The organism is Nocardia sp. SSK8, from assembly GCF_037034205.1.
In the GTDB taxonomy this organism is placed as follows: Bacteria; Actinomycetota; Actinomycetes; order Mycobacteriales; family Mycobacteriaceae; genus Nocardia.
In genome coordinates this window covers 125,065-147,865 of sequence record NZ_JBAGKD010000010.1, presented here as the reverse complement: position 1 = coordinate 147,865, position 22,801 = coordinate 125,065, and the positions used below count along the sequence as shown (strand labels likewise).

The following is a 22,801-nucleotide window of genomic DNA, read 5'->3' as shown; positions in this document are numbered from 1 at the left end:
CAGACCGGCCCGGATCATTTCAGCCGGACGGGCAGCCCGGCGACGATGAGGAACGCCTCGTCGCACACCTGCGCGAGCCGTTGATTGAGGGTGCCGATCTCGTCGCGGAACAGCCGCCCCGAGCGGGTCGCCGGGATGACACCCAGGCCCACCTCGGGCGAGACGATCACCAGCCGTCCCCGGTGCGCCGCCACGGCGTCGACCAGGGTGTCGCAGTCCGGGGTCACGGTGCCGCGCGGCGCCTCCCAGGCCGCCCTGGCGTCGAGCCGGGCGGTGAGCCAGGTGCCGATGTCGTCGAGCAGCACGGCCGGGCCCGTCTCGGCGAGAACCGTTGCGGGCTTCGTGTTCTCGACGGTCGACCAGTGCGCCGGGCGCCGTGCGCGATGCCCCGCGACCCGCTCGGCGAAATCGTCGTCGGCCGGATCGAGCACCGCGGTGGCCAGATATCGCACCGCGGGCTCCGCGCTCAGCAGGTTCTCGGCGAAGGCCGACTTCCCGGACCGGGCGCCGCCGAGAACGAGGGTGCGGTGGGCATCGGGCATGGGAGCACGGTAGCAAGCCGACCGGTCGTCAGGGGGTGCCCAGGGCTTCCAGGATCATCGGGCGGGCGGTGGTGAGGGCCTGCTGCCAGTACGGCCAGGTGTGGGTGCCGTTGAGGATGTCGACGCGGGCGGAGATGCCGAGTTCGGTGACGCGGTCGCGGAAGATGCCCGCGGCGACCACCGTCATGGCCTCGAGGCCCATCGCGTTGACGGTGTTGCCGAAGCCGTTGGCCAGGTCGGGGGCGCCGGGCATGCCGTTGCCGGTGGTGACGTACATCGGCAGGCCGCGCAGCAGTTCGGCCTGCACGGTGGCGTCGTTGCGGGCCCACGCGGGATCGCCGGGCGGGCCCCACATGTCGTCGACGTTGAAATTGCCCTCGTCGATCATGGCCGCGCGCATGGCCTGGTGCCACATCGGATAGGTCGGATTGACGAAGCCGGAGAACGAACCGGCGAAACGGAATTGGTCGCGGTGGTGCGCGGCCAGCACGAGCGCGGCATTGCCGCCCATCGACGCGCCCACGATGGCATTGCGGGTGCGCGAAACCCCGTACCGCGCGAGGAAATCCGGGAGTTCGCGGGTCAGGAAGGTCTCCCATTTGTAGGTGACCTGCTGATTGTTGGTGCTGCTCGGGCGGTACCAGTCGGTGTAGAAACTGGAATGGCCGCCGACCGGGAACACCAGGGTCACATCGTCACCGGCGAATCGGCGCAGGGCGTCGGTGTCGGTGGTCCACTGATTGTGGTCGCCGGGCGCGCGCAGGCCGTCGAGCAGGTAGAGCGCCGCGTCGCCGCCGCGGGCCGCCCACTGCACCTGGACCTTGATCGGGCCCATCGACGAGGGCACCGCCAGCTCTTCGAGACCGCCCGCGGGCGTGCGCAATACCGGCGGCGCGGCCACGGCGACGGCCACGCCGAGCACCGAGGTGACGATCGCGGCCACGGCCACACTCAGGAATTTGATCGACCGACGAGAATTACCGGGCCCAGCGCAGAACACCCGATCAGCTGATCAGTATCGGCAGACCCCGTCAAGCGTTCACGCCCGTGATACAATCGTGATAGGCACCCGATTGTGTTGACTCACAGGGCTTTCACGCGAACATGACGATCGCGTGACGCTCACCGCCGCACCCCGAAACGACGCCGGTATTCGGTGGGCGCGATGCCGACCTGACGCTGGAAATGGTGGCGCAGTAACGCGCCGGAACCGAAACCGCAGCGATCGGCCACCCGGTCCAGCGGCAGATCGGTGCCCTCGAGCAGGCCCTTGGCGAACAGCACGCGCTGGGTGGTGAGCCATTTGACCGGGGTGGTGCCGGTCTCGGCGGCGAAGCGGCGGGCGAAGGTGCGCGTGGACATGCCCGCGCGGGCGGCCAGCTCGTCGACGGTGTGCTGCTCGGCCAGGTTCTCGGTGAGCCAGCTCAGCGTGCCCGACAGGCCCGCGGTGGTGCAGGTGGGCACGGGCTGCTCGATGAACTGGCGCTGGCCGCCGTCACGCTGCGGCGGGACCACCATGCGCCGGGCGATGCCGTTGGCGGCGGCGGAACCGATCTCGCGGCGGACCAGGTGCAGGCAGGCGTCGATGCCCGCGGCGGTGCCCGCGCTGGTGATCAGGTCGCCCTCGTCGACGAAGAGCACGTCGGGGTCCACCGTCGCCGCCGGGAACTGGGTGGCCAGCTGCTCGACATAGCGCCAGTGGGTGGTGCATTTGCGGCCGTCGAGCAGGCCCGCGGCACCGGCGAGGAACGCCCCGGAGCACACCGTGAGCACGGTGGCGCCCGCGGCCGAGGCGGCGCGGACCGCCTCGACGACCCGCGGGTCGTAGGCGTGGTCGACATGGATCGGGAAGGCGGGGATGGCGACCAGGTCGGCGTGGGCGAGTTGGTCGAGGCCGTAGTCCGGAGTTACCGAGACGCCGGGGGTGGTGGAGCGCAGGGGCTTGCCCGGCTCGACGCCGCACACCCGGAAGTCGAAGCCGGGCAGGCCGTCACCGGTGCGGTCGAGGCCGAAAACCTCGCAGACGACGCCGAATTCGAACATGGCGAGCTGGTCGTTGAGGACCGCGGCGACCTTCGACAGCATGCGACCATGCTATCTGGCTGAATCTTTGCGCACAATGACAGAACAGCCACTTTCGGCGGAAAACGAGCGAGCGCAAACTTTCTGCCATGGTTACTTTTCTGCTCGTCTTCGCCGCCGTGATCGCGCTCGCCGTCCTCGTCGGGCGCGGCACCGCCGGGTCCACCGGCCTCGTCGACCGCGACGCCCAGCGCGTCGGCGCCGAACTCGCCGCCATCGCCGGGTACACCGCCACCGCCCCGCGCGAACACTCCTGACACGGCGAATGCCGCCCCACCGGCTCGGTGGAACGGCATTCGCGCTGCTCGGGTGGGGTCAGACGGCGTCGCCGGGACCCACCTGCGGCTTGGGGGCGCGCATCTTGCGGATCTGCGAGGCGCGCACGAAGGCGTACCAGCCCAGCTTGAAACCGGTGTCGGTGGTGTCCGGGAACCGCTCGATCACCCGGTTGTTCACGATCTTGCCGAGCACGAAACCCTCGATGATCATGAACACCATCATCACCAGCATCGCCAGGGTGACGATGGTCTGCAGGCCGGGGGCCACGAACATCGACATGATCAGCACCAGCGCCATCGGCATGAACAGGCCGACCAGGTTGCGCCGGGCATCGACGATATTGCGCACATACGCGCGCACCGGACCCTGATCGCGCGGCAGCAGGTACTTGTCCTCACCGGCCAGCATGCGCGCCCGGCGCTCCTGCACGGCGGCGCGGCGATCCGCGGCGGCGGCCTTGCGGTCTTCCTTGTTGCCCTTGGCGGCCTTGCGGCGGGCGCGGGCCTCCTTGGCGGTCATCGGGGCGGGCGCCACCGGACCACGCCGTTTGCCCTCCGCGTCACGCCGTTTCGGCGTCGGACGGCCCTTACCGGGAGTGGTCGACGAGGAAGCGGCGGCGGACTGATCTGCGTCCGGCACCGAGGGGTCGACGGACTCGTCGATGGTGCTGGACTCGTCACGACGGAACAATTTCACGTTCACCAGGCTATTCGATGCGGCCCGCGGGCGGGTAATGCGGTCCGATCCGCGGTGTGCCCGGTCTCATCGGCACCGCACTGCGACCTGGATCACGCCGCGCGCAGGCGTAGTGTGGGGCGAAGCACCCAGGGCGTGTCCACCGGTCGACGTGCGGGTGGCAAAATAGGAATAACAGCGGGCGCTGCGACGTTGATGCGTGTCGTGCGCTGTGCACCTGAGGTCCGTGAGGGCTGAGTCGAACTAGGAGTGTCCATGACTGTGCAGAACGAGACCGCCACCGAGACCCACGGTGCGACGCTGACCGACGCTGCCGCCGCCAAGGCGAAGGCGCTGCTCGACCAGGAAGGTCGCGACGACCTCGCCCTGCGCATCGCCGTCCAGCCGGGTGGCTGTGCCGGCCTGCGCTACCAGCTCTTCTTCGACGACCGCGTCCTCGACGGGGACATCGTCGTCGAGTTCTCCGGTGTGAAGCTCGCGGTCGACCGCATGAGCGCCCCCTACATCCAGGGCGCCTCGATCGACTTCGTCGACACCATCGAAAAGCAGGGCTTCACCATCGACAACCCCAACGCCACGGGTTCCTGCGCCTGCGGCGATAGCTTTAATTAGCAGTGTTGATCGGCGGCTGGCGCCGCGGGTTTTCGGCCTCGTAACCCCACAACCGAGGGGCGATACTCCGGCTTCGCCGTGACGTATCGCCCCTCGGTTGCGGGGCGGCCGAAAACGTGGTGGTCGGTTTGGGAGTCCGTAGGTGGGGGCGTGCGGTGCGGGTGGTCCACTCGTGAGGGTGGGTTGGTTGTGGTTGCGCGGAGGTGAACCGCGGGGGGTGTGGCGCTTGCTACCGTTGAAGTCCGGGATCGGGTGATCCCGGGCTTTTTCTGTTTTTCCGTCTAGCGTCGAAGGGGCCCTGCCTCGTGTCTGTTGCTGTGTCCGCGTCCATCGCCACCGACCACCTCATGCGATTCCCCGGCAAGTTCGCCGATGTGCTGCTTGCCGATCAGCTCGATCATGTGTCCCTGAGCTTCCTCGTCGACGATCTGCAGATCCGTCGCGGCGGGGTGGCGGGCAATATCGCCTACGCGATGGGCCTGCTGGGGCAGCGGCCGCTGCTCGTCGGCGCGGTCGGGGCCGACTTCGCCGAATACCGGAAGTGGTTGGAGGACAGCGGCGTCGACTGCTCGGCGGTGCACGTGTCGGCCACGGCGCACACCGCGCGGTTCGTCTGCACCACCGACGAGGCGATGGCGCAGATCGCGTCGTTCTACCCGGGCGCGATGAGCGAGGCGCGCGATATCGACGTCGCCGCGATCGCCGCCGCGCACGCGGTGGATCTGGTGCTGGTCGGCGCCAACGATCCCGAGGCGATGGTGGCGCACACCCGCCAGGCCAAGGCGCAGGGCATCGCCTACGCGGCCGATCCCTCCCAGCAGCTGGCCCGCCTGGACGGCGAGCAGGCCGCCGAGCTGGTCGACGGCGCGGCCTACCTGTTCACCAACAAGTACGAGTGGGGCCTGCTGCTGCAGAAGACCGGCCTGAGCGAGGCCGAGATCGCCGCCAAGGTCGGCATCCGGGTGACCACGCTGGGCGCCGAGGGCGTGCTGGTGGTCGACGCCGACGGCACCGAGGTGCGCGTCGGCGTGGTGCCCGAGGTGGCCAAGGTCGACCCGACCGGTGTCGGTGACGGCTTCCGCGCCGGATTCCTCACCGCCCACCGCGCGGGCCTGAGCCTGGAACGCGCCGCCCAGCTCGGCTCGCTGATCGCCGTGCTGGTCCTGGAGACCACCGGCACCCAGGAGTGGACCCTGAACAAGGACGAGGCCGTCGAACGCCTCACCAAGGCCTACGGCGCCGACGCCGCCGACGAACTCTCCGTCCTGCTCTAGCGGCGGGAAAGCGAACGCCCCTGGATCTTTCGATCGAGGGGGCGTTCGTCGTGTGGGGGCCTACAGGGAGACCGGGTAGGTGGGTTCCTGGATCTCGGGCTTGATGCGGTCTTCGACGAAGATGCCGTGCCAGACCATGAAGACGAGCAGGGTCCACAGGCGGCGGCTGTGGTCGGACAGGCCCGCCTTGTGGTCGCGCAGCATCCGCAGGACGGCGGCCTTGTCGATGAGGTGGTCGGTCTGGGACTCGGCGATCTGGGACTCGGCCCAGTCGTAGAGTTCGGTGCCGCGCAGCCAGTGGCGCAGCGGGACCGGGAAGCCGAGCTTGGCGCGATTGAGGACGTGATCGGGGACGATCCCGTCCAGGGCCTGGCGCAGCGCGTACTTGGAGGTCTCCTTGGTGATCTTCTGGTCGTAGGGCAGGCCCTGAGCGACCCGCATGACCTCGTTGTCCAGGAACGGCACGCGCAGTTCCAGGGAGTTGGCCATGGTCATCTTGTCGGCCTTGACCAGGATGTCGCCGCGCAGCCAGGTGAACAGGTCCAGGTGCTGCATCCGCGCGACCGGGTCCCAGCCCGCGGACTGGGCGTAGATCGGGGCGGTGACGTCCTGGTGGGTCCACTCGGGGCGGAACTCGCGCAGCACCGCACGCAGCTGGGCGTCGTTGAAGCTGCGGGCGTTGCCGTAGTAGCGGTCCTCGAGGGTGAGCGAGCCGCGCTGCAGCAGGGACTTGCCGCGCTTGCCGTCGGGAATGCGGTCACCGAGCTTGCCGACGAGCTTGCGCAGCCCGGCGGGCAGGTACTCGAAGGGCTCGAGCGACAACGGCTCCCGGTAGATGGTGTAGCCGCCGAACAGCTCGTCGGCGCCCTCGCCGGAGAGCACCACCTTGACGTGCTTACGGGCCTCCTTGGCCACGAAGTACAGCGGCACCAGCGCCGGGTCGGCCACCGGGTCGTCGAGGTACCAGACGATCTCGGGGATGGCGGCGGCGAACTCGGCGGGCGAGACCACCTTGACGATGTGGCGCGCGCCGATCAGCTCGGCGGACTCGGCGGCCACGTCGACCTCGGAGTAGCCCTCGCGCTCGAACCCGGTGGTGAAGGTGATCAGCTTCGGGTTGTGCCGCATGGCCAGCGCCGCGATGGCGGTGGAGTCGATGCCGCCGGACAGGAACGAGCCGACGGTGACATCGGCGCGCATGTGCTTGGCGACGGAGTCCTCGAGCGCGGCGGCGATCTCGGCGTAGCGGCCCTGCGCGGCGCCCTCCGCGAACGGGCGCACCCGGAAATCGGGGCGGAAGTAGCGGGTGGCCTGGGGGGCCTGGCCCACCCGCACCGTGGCGTAGGTGCCGGATTCGAGGCGGCGGATGTTCTTGTGCAGCGACTCGGGCTCGGGCACGTACTGCAGCACCGTGTAGTGCTCGAGGGCGCGCGGGTCCAGGTCGTCGGAGACGCCGAGCGGATTCAGCAGTTCCAGGACGCTCTTCTTCTCGCTGGCGAAGGCGGTGCCGCCGGGGCCGGTCGCGTAGAACAGCGGTTTGATGCCGAACGGGTCGCGGGCCAGGAACAGTTCCTGCTTCTCGGTGTCCCAGATCGCGAAGGCGAACATGCCGCGCAGCTTGCGCACGGCCTCGGGGCCCCAGAAGTGGAAGGCGGCCACGATGGACTCGCCATCGCCGTCGGTGGCGAAGATCTTGCCCTCGGGGAACTCGGCGCCGTGCTCGGCGGCCAGCTGCTCGCGCAGTTCCAGGTAGTTGTAGATCTCGCCGTTGAAGGTCATGGCGTAGCGCTGCGGGTTGTCCGCGGGGCCCCAGCGCAGCGGCTGGTGCGAGTGCTCGATATCGATGATCGACAGGCGGTTGAAGCCGAAGATCATGTGCTCGTCGTGCCAGGTGCCCTTCTCGTCGGGACCGCGGTGCCGCTGGCAGTGCAGCGCGTCGTACACCTGATCGACCACCTCGGTCGTCGCCGTCTCAGCTGTCAGGAATCCGAGCAGTCCGCACACGGTGTCGGCAACCTTCTCTCGTTCGATGATGGGGTGGCCGCGATCGGGCCGAAACGCTGTGTCCGAGTATGCCGCACCCGGCGCCGACACGCCGCGCTCACCCGGTCGCCGGGACCCGGCGGGACGGTGACGGCGGTCAAACCGCAGGTCGGGGTGATCGGTGCGGTCACGGCGGAGTGTCGAAAGCGACCCCGCGGCAAGACAGTGCCCGCTTTGGTCTACGCTGCGTAGTACTCAGGTCCTTCTCAGGTGTGCAGGCATCACAGCGGCAATACTCGAGGGCGGCCTGAAACTGCTTTGAATACGCGTCGGCGCGGGCGAATCGCGGCCTGCGACGACGCGATGTGTCGGAATGTGTGGCGACCAGGAAGGCGTGAGCGTGGCGCACAAGGCGAGCGAAGAGATCGGGGCTCGACCCGTTCGGGGTCGGCAGGGCCGTCTCCTTCGGCGGGCCGGGCTGGCGGTGTCCTTGGGGATCACCGCCGTCCTCGTCTCGGGCTGCTCGATCGACAATGTATGGCTGCGGTTCGGCTGGCCCTCGGGCATCACGCCGCAGGCCACCCGGATGCGAGAGCTGTGGACCTGGTCGGTCCTGGCCGCGCTCGCCATGGGCGTGCTGGTCTGGGGTCTGACCTTCTGGACCATCATCATGCACCGCAAGCGCAGGGACTCCCCGGAGTTCCCGCGCCAGACCGGGTACAACGTGTCGCTGGAGCTGACCTACACGGCGATCCCGTTCGTGATCATCGCGGTGCTGTTCTACTTCACCGTCGTCGTGCAGAACTACGTGCACGAGAAGACGGACAACCCCGATGTGACCGTCGACGTCACCGCGTTCCAGTGGAACTGGAAGTTCGGCTACCGCAACGTGAACAACGTCGGCGGGATGACCTGGAACGGCATCGACACCGAGCGCGAGCTCCTCAACGAGGAGCAGCTCCGGGAGTACATGGAGCGCAAGAACGACGAGGGTCACCCGCAGCCGGGCCCGGTGCACGGCAAGCCGGAGAACGACATCCTCTCGTACCTGCACTACGACAAGGTCGAGACCTACGGTTCCAGCACCGAGATCCCGGTCCTGGTGCTGCCGACCGGTAAGCGCATCGAGTTCCAGCTCGCCGCCGCCGACGTGATCCACGCCTTCTGGGTGCCGGAGTTCATGTTCAAGCGCGACGTGATGCCGAACCCGAAGGAGAACCACTCCGACAACGTCTTCCAGATCTCGGAGATCGAGAAGGAAGGTGCCTTCGTCGGCCGCTGCGCCGAGATGTGCGGTACCTACCACTCGATGATGAACTTCGAGGTCCGGGCGGTCTCGCCGGAGAAGTTCGCGCAGTACCTGAAGGCGCGCCAGGACGGCAAGACCAACGGTGAGGCGCTCGAGTCGATCGGCGAGTCGCCGGTGGCCACCTCCACCTACCCCTTCAACACCAAGCGTGATGTCAAGAGCGCTTCGGTGAACGAGAGCAAGTGAGGATTCTGATATGAGGATCGAAGCGCGGATCTTCGAACTGCTCACAGCGTTCTTCATCCTGGTGGGCATCGTCTACGGCTTCTTCACCGCGCAGTCGCGCACCGGCATCGAGTGGGCCGGTACCACCGCGATCGTGCTGACCGCCGGTCTGTCGCTGATCATCGGCACCTACTTCCGGTTCGTCGCGCGCCGCATCGACCTGCGGCCCGAGGACTACGAGGAGGCCGAGATCGTCGACGGCGCCGGTGACCTGGGCTTCTTCTCGCCCGGTAGCTTCTGGCCCATCCTGCTGGCCGCCGCCGGTTCGGTGACCGCGCTGGGTCTGGCGTTCTTCCAGTTCTGGCTGATCGGCCTCGGCGTGGCCCTGGTTCTCGCCGCCTCGGCCGGACTGGTCTTCGAGTACTACTTGGGCGCCGAAAAGCACTGATCCACCAACGAGAAGGGCCCCACCGGATATCCGGTGGGGCCCTTCTCGTCGTGTGGCCTACACGCTGTAGCGGAGGGCCTGTTCGGAGCGGCAGATGTCGTCGATGCGGGCGACGATCTCGCGGAGTTGTTCCGAGGGGAGGGCCGAAGGGCGCAGGCGGCAGGTGAAGGTGATCAGGCCGTAGTCGGCGGGGGTGAGGCCGCGGGCGGCGGCTTCGGCGCGCAGGTAGGGGGAGCGGACGCCGTAGGTCATGGCGGAGATGACGGTGAAGCAGCCGGTGCGCTCGCGGTGGCCCGCGAACAGGTCGTGCAGGCCGTAGAAGACCGAGCCGTAGTTGGCCAGGGGGGCGAACACGCCGACGCGGTAGGCGGGGCCGCGTTCGGAGGAGTTGATGACGGTGTCGGCGAGGTATTCGGCGTCGCGGATAGTGAGCACCTTGGGTGCGAACATCAGCGCGCCCGCGGCGGCGTTGCGCACCGGCATTCCCGCGCGGCCACCGGCCGCCGAGGCGATGGCGCCCAGCGACTTGCGGGTGCGGGTACCGACCTCGCGCCGGGCGCGCAGGCCGCGGGTGGGGGCGGTGGGGTACAGGCTCGACCACTGGCCGAAACGGACCGCGCCGAGATTCACCTGACCCGCGCCGACCGGGCGGGCCACCTTGATCGCCGCGGTGTCGACCCAGCGCCCGACCTGCAGGGCCGCGCTGCCGGGATTGGTGATCTCGGTGGTGGCGTGCTCGACGAACGAGTCGAAGTCCAGGAAGCGGTCGGCGTCGGTGGTCAGCCAGGTGTGGTCCTTGTCGACCTCGACCACGTCCAGGGTCAGGGCGGTGATGATGCCCGCGCGCCCGCCCGCACCCAGGATGCGCTGGAAACGCTCGGTGTGATGGCCGCGCCCGCAGGTGCCGATCCGGCCGTCGGGGTCGACGTACTCCAGATCCACGATCTGGTCGATGAACATGCCGTAGCGGTGCGAGGCGGTGCTCACGCCGCCGACCGAGGCGAACCCGCCCGCGGTGATGTCGCGGTGATCGCCCACCACGGGCAGGCCGAGACCGTGCGCGGCGAGCCTGCGGTCGATCTCGGACAGCTTGGCCCCCGCCTGCACCCGCACGGTGCGCCTGCCCAGGTTGATGTCGAGCACCGAGTTCATCTTGCGCAGCGACAGCACCCCGCGCTGATCGGCCAATCCGAAGGACTCGTCGGTTTGTTCGCCGCCACGCACCGTCAACCGTTCCGAACGATCACGCGAATCGCGTACAGTGCGAACGACATCCGCGGTGTCGGTGGGGAGATATTCTTCGGAGATGACGGTGTGCGGCGTGCCCATGACCGCATAGCTAACCACAGCCGGGCCATTCTTGCGCAGGGTACTTCGCACCTATTTCCCCGCGGGCGCGAGTTGCTTGCTGAACAGGACTTTTCCGGTCGCGTCGCACAGATCCACGGTCAGCACGGCGGAGGCCCCGTCGATGCGGACCTCGCCGAAATGCTGGTAGTCCGGATCGAGCGGGGAGGTGTTGGGTTCCGGCGGCGCGTGCACGAACACCGCCTCGGGCCCGAAGGTGGGGTCGAGGTCGTTGGGGCCGAAGGCGCCCGCGTTGAGCGGGCCGGAGACGAACTCCCAGAACTCGTCGAAATCGGTGAAGGCCGCCCGGGCCGGGGAGTAGTGGTGCGCGGCGGTGTAGTGCACGTCGGCGGTGAGCCAGACGACATCGCGGACCTTGTTCGCCTTGATCGCGGAGAGCACCTGGGCCACTTCGGTTTCCCGGCCCGATGGCGCGCCGGGGGCGGCATTGGCCGGGCCCTCGAAGGCGGTGTCGCCGTCGGGGACGATCAGGCCCAGCGGCAGATCGGCGGCGACGATCTTCCAGGTGGCCCGCGAATCCCGCAGGCCCTCGATGAGCCAGCGGGTCTGGGCGGGGCCGAAGATCTGCCCGCCGGGGCCGGTGTTGGGCCCGTTGACGTCCTTGTAGGCGCGCATGTCCAGGACGAACACGTCCAGCAGCGGGCCGTAGGAGATCTTGCGGTAGAGGCGGCCGTCGACGGCCTCGGCCGGGGCCAGCGGCATCCATTCGTGGAACGCCTGCCACGAGCGGGTGGCCAGGATGTCCATATCGCGTTCGGTGTAGTTCTTGCTCGCGGCGACGGTGCCGCCCGGTGACCAGTTGTTGGTGGTCTCGTGGTCGTCCCACTGGACCACCTGGGCGACCGCGGCGTTGAAGCGGCGGTAGTTGTCATCGGTGAGGTTGTAGGCGTAGTTGCCGCGGAACTGGTCGAGGGTCTCGGCAGGGGCGTTCTTGGCCTCGGCGGTGCGATTGCGCCAGATCCGGCCGTCGGGCAGCGTCACCGACTCGGCCAGCGCGTTGTCGGCGTAGACGCAGTCGCCGGAGTGCAGGAACAGGTGCGGGTCGCGCTCGGCCATGGTGGTGAACACGGTCATGCCGCCGAGATCAGGGTTGATGCCGAAGCCCTGGCCCGCCACGTCCCCGGACCAGTGCAGGCGGATGTCGGCGGGCGCGGTGGGCGCGGTGCGGAAGACACCGGACAGCGGCTCGGAGGTGACGCCGTTCTCGCCCTCCAGATGGACGCGGTAGTGCACGAGTTGCCCGGCGGGCAGGCCGTCGACGCGCAGCCGCCCGGTGCCGTCGGCGGCGGGGGTGAGCAGCGGGCCGGTGAAACGGCGTACTTCGGCGAAGGATTCGGTGGCCGAGGTCTCCACGATCATGGTGGCGGGGCGGTCGGCGCGGGCCCAGATCAGGGCACCGTCGCCGCGCGGATCGCCGGTGGCGATGCCGTGGGTGAGGGTGGGCCGGTCGCGGACCAGCGCGGGGCCGTCGCCGCGACCGCAGGCCACGAGCGCGGGCGCGGTCACCAGACCGAGGGCGGCGGCGCGCAGCACGGTGCGCCGGGACACGGGGAAAGCCGAACCTGCCATACCCGCCACCGTGCAGCGCGGGAGTCAACGCGCGGCCGTCGCGGCGGCAACAGCGGGTGAACGCTGTCCGACAGCTCAGAGTCCCGCGGCGGCCGCGGTTTCCGGATACCAGCGGGTGCACTCGGCGCGCAGCGGCACCGCGGTCTGCAGCTGGCACAGCACCGCGATCCCGCCGAGGAACGAGCGCAGGATGGGCGTGTGGTCCGGCGGCATGGTGAGCTGGCGCAACACATTCGACAGCCGCAGATCGGTGGCCAGGCGGACCTGTTTGCGCAGCCAGTCGCCGGAGAGCGGATAGGTGGGGGCGAGGAGGGCCTCGCGGACCGGTTGCAGGCGGGCGGCCACGGTGGCGATGTCGAGTTCGCGGCCGGGGGCGACGAAACCGTGGCGGCGCATGGCGGCCTCGAGATCGGCGGGGGAGTCGGCGATCACGGCGGCGCCCACGTCACCGGCGACGTCGAGGAAGGCGGTGGGCCACGGCATGCAGGCGCCGAAATCGACCACGCCGAGCCTGCCGTCGGGCATGCGCAGGAAGTTGCCGGGGTGCGGGTCGCCGTAGAGGTGGGCCGCGCGGGCGGGGGCGGAGAACAGGAAGCGCAGGATGAGCACGCCGAGCCGGTCGAGTTCGGCGGCCTCGCCGCGCAGGATCAGCTTCGACAGCGGGACTCCGTCGAGCCATTCGGTGACCAGCACGTCCCCGCGCTGGGCGATCACCCGGCTCAGCACCACATCGGGGTCGTCGGCGAAAGCGGCAGCGAAGGCGCGCTGGTTGGCGGCCTCGCGGGCGTAGTCGAGTTCGGCGTGGATCTCCTCGCACAGCGCCTCGATCACCGGGCGGGTGTCGGCGCCGGGCAGCAGCGCGGCGAACAGCGGGGTGGCCCGGCGCAGGGCCTGCAGGTCGGCGAGCACCGCGCGCCGGGCGCCGGGGTACATCACCTTCACCGCGACGGGGGTGCCGTCGTGCCAGCGGGCCCGGTGCACCTGGCCCACCGAGGCCGCCGCGGAGGCGCGGTCTTCGAAATCCAGGAACAGCGAACGCCAGTCGGGACCGAGGTGGGTGGCCAGCTCGGTGTGTACCGCGCCGGGCAGCATGGCCGGGGCCGAATCGTGCAGGCGGGCAAGCGCCAGCCGGTACGGTTCGGCCAGGTCGGGGCCGAGCCCGAGTTCGAGCAGGCCGAGCAGCTGGCCGAGTTTGGCCACACAACCCTTGAGTTCGCCCAGGACCTGGAACAGGTGTTCGGCGGTGCGGGCGCGGATATCGCGGTCGACCTCGTCGGGCGCGCGGCCCGCCACCTTCTTGCCGAAACCGGCGATCCGGCGGCCCGCGTAGGCGACCGGGACCGCGGCCAGCCGGGCACTGCGCGCGACCTGGCCGGTGGGCGGATGACCGATGCGCCGTGGCGGCGCCGACCGGGTGAACGGCATCACCCGGCCCTCGGGATCGCGACCGACCATGTCCACCTCACCCTCGCGCCGACGCCAGCCACCTGTGTGGCTGCCCGCCCGTCGGCGTCGTGCCCTGTGCAGGCTACCAATCGGGTGGGCGGCCTGTCGTGGGTCAGCGGCCCGAACTCAGCCCAGGGCGCCGATTCCGTGCAGGGTGCGGTGGATCTCGGCGGTCCAGTCCTGGCTGCCCGCGCGCGCGTGCTCGACCAGGAACATGCCGATGCCGTCGCGGTCCTCGCGGAACCAGCCGCCCTCGATATCGGCCTCCAGCACCACGTGCACACCGTGTTCGGCGGCCACGAAGGTGACCTCGAGCTGGTTCACCCGGGGGAAGTGCGGGGAGCGGCCGAACTCGATCTCCTGGTAGAACGGCAGCCGCTGCGGCAGGCCGCGGATGCCGCCTGCCTCGACATCGGTGCGCAGCAGCGGAAAACCCATGCGCCGCACGGCATCGAGGACGACGTGCTGGGCGGGCAGGGCACCGATGCCGATCGGGTCGGTGTCGCTGCGGTCGACGGCGCCGTGGATGTCGACCGCGGTGCGCACGGCCACCGCGGCGCCGGGCAGGTGCCTGCCGTCGAAGAAGGTGATCGGGGTTTCCAGCGGAACCGGTGCGGCGAACCGGAATTCGGTCACCTGGCCCGCGCCCAGGGTGAACGCGCCCGCGACCGGGGTGCGGCCGAAGCCGTGCTCGGTGATGTGTTCCTCACCGTCGCCGTATTCGCGTTCCACCCGGGTGCTGAACTCGACCGATACCCGCTCGATCGCCTGGTCGGCCCGGCCGCCGCGCAGCCGGATCACACCCTCGACGCGTCCCCCGGGTTGTACACCGGGCGTGCACAATTCGGTATCGACCTCGGCACCACCGACGCCGGCCGCGGCCAGTAATTGCTTGAACATGCCGAGCAGTCTGACCGATGCCGCTTAAGGTTCGCTTGTCAGCCCGCGGCGGTGTCGGGGATGCGGGTGGCGTCGAGCTGACGGTCGCTGGGCTTGACGCCCTTCTTGAGGCTGTGCGCGTACACGTCGACGTATTCCTGGCCGGTCAGGCGCATCAGCTCGTACATCACCTCGTCGGTGACGGCGCGCTCGACGAAGCGGTTGCCGCTCATGCCCTCGTAGCGCGAGAAGTCCAGCGGGGCACCGAACTTGAGGGTGACGCGCTGACGGCGCCACGTGAACGGTCCGGGCGGGCTCACCTTGTCGGTGCCGATGACGGCCACCGGGATGACCGGCACGCCGGTCTCCAGGGCGAGCCGGGCCATGCCGGTCTTGCCCTTGTAGAGGCGGCCGTCGGGGGAGCGGGTGCCCTCCGGGTACAGGCCGACCAGGCGGCCCTCGTCGAGCAGCTTGCGGGCGGCGTTGAGCGCGTCCTCGGCGGCCGAGGCGCCGCTGCGGTCGATCGGGAACTGGCCGGTGCCGCTGAAGAAGAACTTCTGCAGGCGGCCCTTCACGCCGGGGGTGTTGAAGTACTCCGCCTTGGCCAGGTAGTTGATCCGGCGCGGGCTCAGCAGCGGCGCGAACAGCCAGTCGGAGAAGGACAGGTGGTTGCCCGCCATGATGGCCGGTCCGTCGGCCGGGATGTTCTCGACGCCCTCCACCACGGGCCGGTTGTACAGGTGCATGAACGGTCCCGGGAAGATGAACTTGAGCAGCCAGTAGAACATGGCGTCCTTTCCTCGGGGACCGGATATGGGGGGGTGCAGCGCCGTCGGGAATCGACTTTACCGCTGGTCGAAGGTCACAACCAACCCAGGACGGTAGCCGCCGCGCATGGTTGTGACGCTCATCTCCCGCTGGTTCCCGCGACCGGCGCGCCGATCGCCGCCCTGGCCAGTTCGGCCGCGCCGATCATGCCCGCGGCCTCGCCGAGCTGGGTGGTGCGCAGCCGGGCCAGCGGCCGGTGCCCGGCGCCGGTGACCGCGCTCGCGTAGTGCTCGCGGGCCTCGTCGAGGAACAGCGGTGCCGAGCTGCTCACGCCCCCGGCGATCACGACGAGATCGGGGTCGAAGATATCGCTGACGAAGGCCAGGCCCAGACCCAGCCAGCGGGCGAAATCGGCCATCACCCGCACCGCGAGGGGGTCGCCGTCGTGGGCGGCGCCTGCCACCCGGCGGCCGGTGAGCGAGCCGGGGTCGCGCAGGACGTCCTGGGCCAGCACCGAGCGCACGGGGTCGGTGGCCAGCAGTTCGATCGCGGTGTCGGCCAGGGCGGTGCCGCTGCAGTAGCGCTCCCAGCAGCCGCGTTTGCCGCACGGGCAGGCCCGGCCCGCGGGCACCACCTGCAGGTGGCCCAGTTCGGGGGCGACGCCGTGGCTGCCGCGGTAGAGCTGTCCGTCGATGAGCAGGGCCGCGCCGATGCCGGTGCCGATGGCGATCAGCACCACGGTGTGCCCGCCCGCGGCGGCGCCGAACCGGTATTCGGCCCAGCCCGCGGCGTTCGCGTCGTGTTCGAGCAGCACCGGCAGGCCGAGGCGGGCGGTGAGCCGCTGGGCGACGGGGGCGTCGCGCCACGGCAGGTGCGGGGCGAAGCGGACCGTGGAGCGGTCCTCGGAGATGAACCCGGCCACGGCAAGGCCGACCGCGGCGATCGGGTGCCTGCGGGCCAGATCGCGGACCGCGCGGTCGATGGCGTCCTCGAGCGCGCGGGCCGCGTGCGGGGTGGGTGCCTGCACGGTGTCGAGCACCTCGCCCTCGGCGTCGACCACCGAGGCGCGGATATTGGTGCCGCCCACGTCGATCCCGACCGTGAGCAGGTGCTGGGGGTCGATCCGCCCGGTCATCCCCGGATCGTCACCGGGATGTCGACGTACGGCGCGCGGGGGGTACGGGCGGACCTATGACGTTCGCCGGTGCCGCGCGGGGTGGTGGTCGCGGACTCGTCGGTGTGCGCGGCCGTCGTCGGGATCGGGCCGCTCTCGGGCGGGATCGGGGGAACGCCGGGGGTGCGCGGGGTGGCGTTCCGCCCGCGCGGTGCGGGGAATTCGTCGACGCGGCGGGGTCGCGGGGTCGCGGTGGCGTCCTTGCGGGCGCCGTCCCAGCGGACGCGGGATCGGCCCGCCGGTTCGGCGCGGGGAGTGCTTCCCGGGTCGTGGTCGCCGCTGGCCCGGGTGTCGTGCGCTGCCTGCGTGTCGGTGGCGGCACCGCTCTGGCCCGGATTCGGGTGGCCTGCCGCGTGATCCAGCCACTCCGGGGGGAGCAGCGGGTCGACGGGGACGCCCGCCAGGGCCTCGCGCAGGACCGTCACCATGGCGGTGCCGTGGTCGGCGAGGGCGGCGACGACGTCGTGGTGGTCGCCGCGGACCAGGGCCGCGGCCGCGCAGACCGGGCACCAGGCGCAGCCACCCAGGTCGGCCTGGCCGTCGGCGGCGGTGCGGCGCAGCACGGGTTCGACCCGGGCCAGCAGAACCTCGGCAAGCAGCCGCAGCTCCTCGGTGAACTCCGCGAAACCGTCCTGGTGCTGGCCGTGGCGATCGGATTGCCTGTCACTGGTCATCTGCGGTGGCCTTCGTGTAGTTCGGATCGGCGGGCCACACCCGCGGATCGGGCCGGAAGCGGACCACCAGCTGACCGTCCTCGAGCGCGGCGGCGGCCACCGTGCAGCGCTGCAGCACCGGTGCCAGGCGTACCCGGGTGCGCACCCCGTCGGCTCCCACGATCAGATCGTCCTCCACTCGGCCCAGCCGCAAAGTGCCGGGATCGACCACCGGCAGCCGCATCCGCATCGCGTACACGGAGTCGACCCCGGAGCCCGACTCCCATCGAACCATCGGTTCGCCCGAATCCGCGCTTCGTGCGTGCGGGCCGGGCAGCGTGTCGACCCCGTAGGAGAACGCCGAGAGCGCGTTCGTGCCCACGGGTTCCGCGCCCGCGTGCGGGGCGAGCAGGATCGGGACGTCGGTGAGCTGCTCGTGCAGCCGCGCCACCACCTCGAGCTGTTCGGCGCGGCGATTGAGGTACCAGTACACGGCCGGGTGGGCGTGTTCGCCGGGCGGCGGCACCGCGGGCAGCACCTTGTTGACCACCACCGCGTCCAGCCGCAGACCCAACAGCGCGGCCGCCGAATGTACCCGCCGCGACTCGGCCACGGCCACCTGCTCGGGGCCGGTGATCAGCCGGGCGCTGGTGCGGGCGCGGTCGGCGAGCAGATCGCGAACCTGCGTCACCGCCTTGACGATCCGTTCCACGGTGGCCGCGAGCACCGCCTTGCGCAGGTCGGGGCCGATGGCGCTCATGGTGCGCTCGTGCCGGGGCCAGATCCGCTCCAGATAGTTGAGCAGGGTGTCGGGCGCGGTGACGATGCGCAGCATGTCGGCCGAGGGCGGGCAGTCCACCACGATGACGTCCCAGTCGTCCTCCTCGGTGAACTGGGCGATCTCGACCAGCATGAGCAGTTCCTGCACGCCGGGCAGGCCGGTGAGCTCGGCCGGGTCCAGCGCGGTGAGGTCGATGCCGTGGTCGTGCTGCCCGCCCTGCCGCAGCATCCGCACCACCTCGCGGAAGCGGTCCTCGAGCAGGGCCAGGGAATCGATCTCGATCACCTCGAGCCCGGGCAGCACCCGGGCCACGCCCGCCACCGTGCCGGGATCGTGCGGGAACCGGAAGCCGAGCGCGTCGCCGAGCGAATGGGCCTGGTCCAGCGAGGCGATCAGCACCCGCTGCCCGGCGCGCGCGTAGCTCATCCCGCTCGCGCAGGCCAGGGTCGTCTTGCCGACGCCGCCCTTGCCGACGAACAGCTCGACGCGGGTACCGCCCGGGGCGCTCAGCCCTCGACTCGCTTCTTCAGTTCCTTCAGCGCCGTGTCGGTGATGACCTTCTCGGCTTTGCGTTTGAACATGCCGATCATCGGGATGTTCAGATCGACGGTGAGTTCGTAGACGACCTCGGTGCTGCCGTCGGGGCGTTCGCGCAGCTCGTAGCTGCCGTCCTGGGCCTTCTGCAGATCGCCCTCGAGCAGCCGCCAGCGCACCGCGCGGCCGTCCGGGCGCCAGGTGTAGCTGAGCACGTAGGTGTCCTTGACCACGCCCGCGTCCAGGACGAACCGGGCGGTCACCGCCCGGCCGTCGGGATCACGGTCGAGTACCTCCACCGACTGCGCGGCGGCCACCCACTCGGGGTAGGACTCCAGATCGGCGATGACAGCCATCACCTGCTGGGCCGGTGCTTCGACGACGATCGATCGCTGGGTCCGGTCGGCCATGACAGAACGCAGTTCCTTTCGTGCGGGTCGTGCGGGTCAGGACGCCGTGGCGTGCGCGGGCGCGACACCCGCGGGACGACCGGCCTCGAGCCTGGCCTTGAGTTCGAACGACATGTCCTTGCCCGCCACCCGGCGGGCCCGGTTCGCGGCGGCCAGCGCGCGCGGCGGCAGCGGCTTCGCGGGCTCGGCGTGCAGGAAGTAGTGCAGGATCGCGCCCTCGGGGACGGCCTCCAGCCACACCTCCATGGTGCCGGTCAGCGGACCGGCCACGGTCCAGCGGATGCCTTTGTCGCCGCGGTCCTCGCGCACGTCGAGGCGCAGGTCGGGCCACCAGCGGCGCCAGTTGTTCGCGGCGGCCAGCACGTCGGCGATGTCGGCGGGCGGCGCGGCGAGGAAGGTCTGATCTGCGACCTGGATACTGCTCACCTCGCTGAGCGTAGTGGACGCCACACCGGTGCGGGCCGGGGTGTCACCGCAGCAGCTCCCGCAGGCGGGCGCCCTGGCGGTCCCAGTGCCAGTTCCGCCGCACCCACGCGCGGCCCGCGGCGCCCATCTCGGCGGCCCGGTCGCGGTCGGTGAGCAGCTCGACCAGCGCCTCGGTGATCGCCTGCACCGAGCGGCCCGGCACGACGGTGCCGGTCTCGCCCTCGCGCACGGTCTCCGGGGCGCCGCCGGAATCGCCCGCCACCACCGGCACCCCGGTCGCGGAGGCCTCCAGGAAGACGATGCCAAGGCCCTCCACGTCCAGCCCGGCGCCGCGGGTGCGGCACGGCATGGCGAACACGTCGGCGATGGTGTGGTGGGCGGCCAGCTCGCCCGAGGGCACCCGGCCGGTGAAGACGACACTGTCGGTGACGCCGAGCGCCTCGGCCAGCGCGCGCAGGCGTGCCTCGTAGGGGCCGCCGCCCGCGATCACCAGGACCGCGCCGTCGACCCGCTCGCGGATCTCGGTCATGGCCACGATCAGCATGTCCTGGCCCTTGCGCGGGACCAGCCGCGACAGGCACAGCACGGTGGGCCGGTCACCCAGGCCGTAGCGGGCGCGGAGTTCGGCGCGTGCCGCCGGGTCGGGGCGGAACTCGCCCGGGTCGACGCCGGGCGGCAGATGCTCGAGCGCGGCGCGCGGGCCGAACGCCGAGGCGAAGCGGCCTCGGGTGTACTTGCTGACGTAGGTGACCACGTCGGTGTGCTCGCCGATCGAGCGCAGCACCTGGCGCGCGCCCGGCAGCATCGACCAGCCGACCTCGTGGCCGTGGGTGCTGGCCAGGATGCGGTCGGCCCCGGCGCGGCGCAGCGCGGGCGCCATCACCGCCAGCGGAGCCGCGGCGCCGAACCACACGGTGTCGCACTCGTGTTCGCGCAGCAGCGCGCGGGCCCGCCGGACCACCGCCGGGGTGGGCAGCATCAGCGTCGTGGGGTGGCGCACCACCCGGAACTTCTGGGCGGCGTCGAACTTCTCGTGGCTGTCCCCGCGCCAGCGCGGCGCGTAGACCACCAGGTCCTCGGGCGGGAGCTGCAGCGACAGCGCCTGCAGATACGACTGGATTCCGCCCGGCCTAGGCGGGAAATCGTTGGTAACCAGCAGAGTTCGGGCCATAAGTGCACAACCTAGTGGGTGAGTGTCACGGTGTGACTCGCGCGGGGGTCAGACGGCGCGGGCGCGTAACCACGCGCGCCACCCGTCGAGCAGCTCGGCGTGCGAGATCCCGAGCACGGAGGTGAAGGCGGTGTCCTGCGCGGCGGCGGATTGCGGGCCACCGGCCAGGCGCTGGTACAGAGTGGTGAGGCGGTCGGTGCCGAAGCGATCGGCCAGGAAGGCGCAGGCGCTCCAGGCGGCCTCGTAGGCGTAGGCGGCGTCGGTACCGGTGAAGGCGGTGTCGTCGAGCAGCTCGGTGGGCAGGGTGTTCGCGCGCAGCCGGGTGGTCAGCGTCGGCGCGATCTGGGAGAAGGTGTTGCCCTGGTCGCGCTGGGCGACGTATTCGGCGTAGCCCTCCAGCAGCCACAGCGGGGCACCGTCCCCGGTGACCGCGCGGGTGGCGACATGGGTGAGTTCGTGGCGCAGCAGGGTGGCCAGGCCCTCGTCGCCGACGCGGCGGCGCGCGTCGGGGTTGAACACGATGCGCTGGTCGGTGGGGCGGGCGCCCGGGGGATAGGAACCGGTCAGCGAGACCGCGGCCACGTCGGCCGCGGCGGGGGTGCCCGCCGACCTGGTCAGCGCGGTGAACTCGGCGGGGCTGCCCGCCACCACGATCACCGGGGCGCGGTTCCAGTCGGTGCCCCACACGTCGCTGACCGCGTCGATCGCGGGTCCGAGGTCGTGTTCGAGGGTGGCCAGATCGGCGCGGTGCCCGGCGTGGGCGACCAGCAGCGCGTCGGGCGAACCGGCGACCGGGACGCGGCGCACCAGGATCGGGCCGAAGGGCTGCAGATCCTGGCGGACCGGGGTCAGGCGCGGATCGTCGAGGCCCTCGGTGGTGTCGAGTACCTCGGCCTCGTCGGTGGCCAGCTGCAAGGGGCCGACGTGCCGGGGCACCAGCACCAGGGCGACGCAGGCGCCGGTCAGCAGGGTGATCGAGGCGAGGGTCAGGCAGAACTCGAGGCGGCCGTTGGCCGCGAACCAGGAGCGCAGCCCGGCGCGAGACGAGGTGGTCACCGGCGGCTCAGTATCGCCGGGCCGAGTGGTACGGGGTGGTATCGATCGGGGCCACGGCCACCGGAACGCCGAAGGTGGAGGCGTGCACCATCATTCCGTTGCCCGCGTAGATGCCGACGTGCGAGATGTCGGGATAGAACAGCACCACGTCGCCGGGCTGCAGATCGTCCCGGGACACCGGGGTGCCGAAGTTCGCCTGCTGGGAACTGGTGCGCGGTACGTCCTTGCCGACCTGCTTGAAGGCCCACTGCACGAGGCCGGAGCAGTCGAACTGGTCGGGGCCGGTGGCGCCCCAGACATAGGGATCGCCGATGCGGGTGAGCGCGGCGGCCAGCGCGCTGGTGCCGCTGCCGGGAACCAGGCCCGCCAGCAGCGAGTCCCGGTCGAAACCGGGCGGGAACGGCGAACCGGCCAGGGTGGACTTGTCGCGCGTGGACAGCGCGCCCCAGGCCTGGACGACCTCGGTGGTGGCGGTGCTCAGATCGCGCAGCTTGCGGTCGACATCGGCGCGCACGGCCGCGGCGGCCTGGGTGGCGGTGTGCGCGGCGTCGGCGGCGGTGCGGGCGACCGTCTCGGCCGCGGTCGCCGCGTCGACGGCCTTCTTGAACCCGCGCACCTGATCGGCGGTCTGCTGGGCGATCACGTCCAGCGTCGACATCTTGTCCAGCAGCTGCTGGGGGGAATTGCTCGACAGCACCGCGAACATGCGGTCGGTGCGCGCGCCGGTGTAGGTGGCGATCGCGGTGCGGTCGATCATCGGCTGGAACGTGCGCACCTCGGCGCGGGCCGCGTCGGCGACCGTGGTGGCCGCGGCGAGCTCCGCGTCGGCGCCCTGCTGGACCGCGAGCTTGGCGTCCAGATCGGTCTGGGCGTTGAGCGCGGCCTGGTTGAGCTGCTCGGCCTGGCGGGAGAGGTCGACCATCCGGGCGATGGCGTCGGTGGCCGTGGTCGGCAGGGCGATCGGATCGGCGAGCGAGGGGCCCGCGCTGTAGGCGGCGCACACCACGACCGCGCCGGACAGGACTGCTGCGAAGCCACGCGCTACGCGCGAATTGCGGTGGTGTGCCGTCACAGTGCCCCGTGCCCCGTTCTGTCGATATGTCTGGCTGCCGTGCATTACCCGAGCTCGATCGCCGCGTCTGCCACGAAGGTCTCGATCAGGTTACGGAACCGCCT

The 22,801-nt window shown here is 70.6% G+C and carries 23 protein-coding genes; 5 read left to right on the top strand and 18 right to left on the bottom strand.

Features of this window, described 5'->3' with window-relative positions; translation table 11 throughout:
* Positions 1-14: 14 nt before the first annotated feature.
* From WA675_RS19480 to WA675_RS19470, 3 genes are all read right to left on the bottom strand, one after another.
* Entirely contained in the window at positions 15-542 is a 528-nt protein-coding gene (locus WA675_RS19480) for a bifunctional adenosylcobinamide kinase/adenosylcobinamide-phosphate guanylyltransferase (RefSeq protein ID WP_336086060.1), read from the bottom strand.
* Between the two features lie 28 nt (positions 543-570).
* The gene (locus WA675_RS19475) at positions 571-1,491 is read right to left on the bottom strand and encodes an alpha/beta hydrolase (protein WP_336086059.1); all 921 of its coding nucleotides are present in this window, start codon (positions 1,489-1,491) and stop codon (positions 571-573) included.
* Positions 1,492-1,664: 173 nt separating this feature from the next.
* Positions 1,665-2,627, bottom strand: a complete 963-nt coding sequence (locus WA675_RS19470; protein WP_336086058.1) for a helix-turn-helix domain-containing protein — start codon at positions 2,625-2,627, stop codon at positions 1,665-1,667.
* 86 nt (positions 2,628-2,713) lie between these two features.
* Here WA675_RS19470 and WA675_RS19465 point away from each other — a divergent pair, with 86 nt between their 5' ends.
* On the top strand, positions 2,714-2,881 hold the full coding sequence (locus WA675_RS19465) for a hypothetical protein (RefSeq protein WP_336086057.1): 168 nt from the start codon (positions 2,714-2,716) through the stop codon (positions 2,879-2,881).
* A gap of 58 nt (positions 2,882-2,939) precedes the next feature.
* Here WA675_RS19465 and WA675_RS19460 read toward each other — a convergent pair whose 3' ends face one another.
* Entirely contained in the window at positions 2,940-3,542 is a 603-nt protein-coding gene (locus WA675_RS19460; RefSeq protein WP_336086159.1) for a DUF3043 domain-containing protein, read from the bottom strand.
* 312 nt (positions 3,543-3,854) lie between these two features.
* On the opposite strand from WA675_RS19460, the gene erpA reads away from it, so the two are divergent.
* Both erpA and WA675_RS19450 read left to right on the top strand, forming a co-directional pair.
* Positions 3,855-4,211, top strand: a complete 357-nt coding sequence (gene erpA / locus WA675_RS19455) for an iron-sulfur cluster insertion protein ErpA (RefSeq protein ID WP_067496006.1) — start codon at positions 3,855-3,857, stop codon at positions 4,209-4,211.
* Positions 4,212-4,558: 347 nt separating this feature from the next.
* Positions 4,559-5,485: a carbohydrate kinase family protein gene (locus WA675_RS19450; protein ID WP_442945681.1), complete on the top strand. Its 927-nt coding sequence runs from the start codon at positions 4,559-4,561 to the stop codon at positions 5,483-5,485.
* A 60-nt stretch (positions 5,486-5,545) separates the two neighbouring features.
* Here WA675_RS19450 and asnB read toward each other — a convergent pair whose 3' ends face one another.
* Positions 5,546-7,489 (bottom strand): asparagine synthase (glutamine-hydrolyzing), encoded by a 1,944-nt coding sequence (asnB, locus tag WA675_RS19445; RefSeq protein WP_336086055.1) that lies wholly within the window; start codon positions 7,487-7,489, stop codon positions 5,546-5,548.
* A gap of 352 nt (positions 7,490-7,841) precedes the next feature.
* Here asnB and ctaC point away from each other — a divergent pair, with 352 nt between their 5' ends.
* Both ctaC and WA675_RS19435 read left to right on the top strand, forming a co-directional pair.
* The gene (ctaC, locus tag WA675_RS19440; protein WP_442945674.1) at positions 7,842-8,963 is read left to right on the top strand and encodes an aa3-type cytochrome oxidase subunit II; all 1,122 of its coding nucleotides are present in this window, start codon (positions 7,842-7,844) and stop codon (positions 8,961-8,963) included.
* Positions 8,964-8,973: 10 nt separating this feature from the next.
* The gene (locus tag WA675_RS19435) at positions 8,974-9,390 is read left to right on the top strand and encodes a cytochrome c oxidase subunit 4 (protein WP_336086054.1); all 417 of its coding nucleotides are present in this window, start codon (positions 8,974-8,976) and stop codon (positions 9,388-9,390) included.
* Positions 9,391-9,447: 57 nt separating this feature from the next.
* On the opposite strand, the gene WA675_RS19430 is transcribed toward WA675_RS19435, so the two are convergent.
* The 13 genes from WA675_RS19430 to WA675_RS19370 form a co-directional block, all read right to left on the bottom strand.
* A complete protein-coding gene (locus WA675_RS19430) occupies positions 9,448-10,719 on the bottom strand; it encodes an FAD-binding oxidoreductase (RefSeq protein WP_336086053.1) in 1,272 nt (423 codons plus the stop codon).
* A gap of 51 nt (positions 10,720-10,770) precedes the next feature.
* Positions 10,771-12,327 carry an alkaline phosphatase D family protein gene (locus tag WA675_RS19425; RefSeq protein ID WP_336086052.1) on the bottom strand — a complete coding sequence of 519 codons (1,557 nt, stop codon included), beginning with the start codon at positions 12,325-12,327 and terminating at the stop codon, positions 10,771-10,773.
* A 75-nt stretch (positions 12,328-12,402) separates the two neighbouring features.
* Positions 12,403-13,782: an AarF/UbiB family protein gene (locus WA675_RS19420; protein WP_336086051.1), complete on the bottom strand. Its 1,380-nt coding sequence runs from the start codon at positions 13,780-13,782 to the stop codon at positions 12,403-12,405.
* 117 nt (positions 13,783-13,899) lie between these two features.
* On the bottom strand, positions 13,900-14,673 hold the full coding sequence (locus WA675_RS19415) for a sporulation protein (protein ID WP_336086050.1): 774 nt from the start codon (positions 14,671-14,673) through the stop codon (positions 13,900-13,902).
* Between the two features lie 38 nt (positions 14,674-14,711).
* Positions 14,712-15,440 carry a lysophospholipid acyltransferase family protein gene (locus WA675_RS19410; protein ID WP_336086049.1) on the bottom strand — a complete coding sequence of 243 codons (729 nt, stop codon included), beginning with the start codon at positions 15,438-15,440 and terminating at the stop codon, positions 14,712-14,714.
* A 119-nt stretch (positions 15,441-15,559) separates the two neighbouring features.
* Positions 15,560-16,555, bottom strand: a complete 996-nt coding sequence (locus tag WA675_RS19405; RefSeq protein WP_336086048.1) for an ROK family protein — start codon at positions 16,553-16,555, stop codon at positions 15,560-15,562.
* Positions 16,552-17,268, bottom strand: coding sequence for a hypothetical protein (locus tag WA675_RS19400; RefSeq protein WP_336086047.1), 717 nt, complete (start codon positions 17,266-17,268; stop codon positions 16,552-16,554). The genes WA675_RS19405 and WA675_RS19400 overlap by 4 nt, the downstream gene beginning before the upstream one ends.
* A complete protein-coding gene (locus WA675_RS19395) occupies positions 17,258-18,508 on the bottom strand; it encodes an ArsA family ATPase (RefSeq protein ID WP_336086157.1) in 1,251 nt (416 codons plus the stop codon). Before WA675_RS19395 ends, WA675_RS19400 begins: the two co-directional genes overlap by 11 nt.
* Positions 18,509-18,534: 26 nt before the next feature.
* The gene (locus tag WA675_RS19390; RefSeq protein ID WP_336086046.1) at positions 18,535-18,972 is read right to left on the bottom strand and encodes an SRPBCC family protein; all 438 of its coding nucleotides are present in this window, start codon (positions 18,970-18,972) and stop codon (positions 18,535-18,537) included.
* Between the two features lie 36 nt (positions 18,973-19,008).
* On the bottom strand, positions 19,009-19,398 hold the full coding sequence (locus WA675_RS19385; RefSeq protein WP_336086045.1) for a polyketide cyclase / dehydrase and lipid transport: 390 nt from the start codon (positions 19,396-19,398) through the stop codon (positions 19,009-19,011).
* A 43-nt stretch (positions 19,399-19,441) separates the two neighbouring features.
* Positions 19,442-20,569 (bottom strand): glycosyltransferase family 4 protein, encoded by a 1,128-nt coding sequence (locus WA675_RS19380; protein ID WP_336086044.1) that lies wholly within the window; start codon positions 20,567-20,569, stop codon positions 19,442-19,444.
* Positions 20,570-20,617: 48 nt separating this feature from the next.
* Positions 20,618-21,625 carry a peptidase MA family metallohydrolase gene (locus WA675_RS19375; RefSeq protein WP_336086043.1) on the bottom strand — a complete coding sequence of 336 codons (1,008 nt, stop codon included), beginning with the start codon at positions 21,623-21,625 and terminating at the stop codon, positions 20,618-20,620.
* A gap of 7 nt (positions 21,626-21,632) precedes the next feature.
* Positions 21,633-22,697, bottom strand: coding sequence for an NlpC/P60 family protein (locus tag WA675_RS19370; protein WP_336086042.1), 1,065 nt, complete (start codon positions 22,695-22,697; stop codon positions 21,633-21,635).
* Between the last annotated feature and the right edge of the window lie 104 nt (positions 22,698-22,801).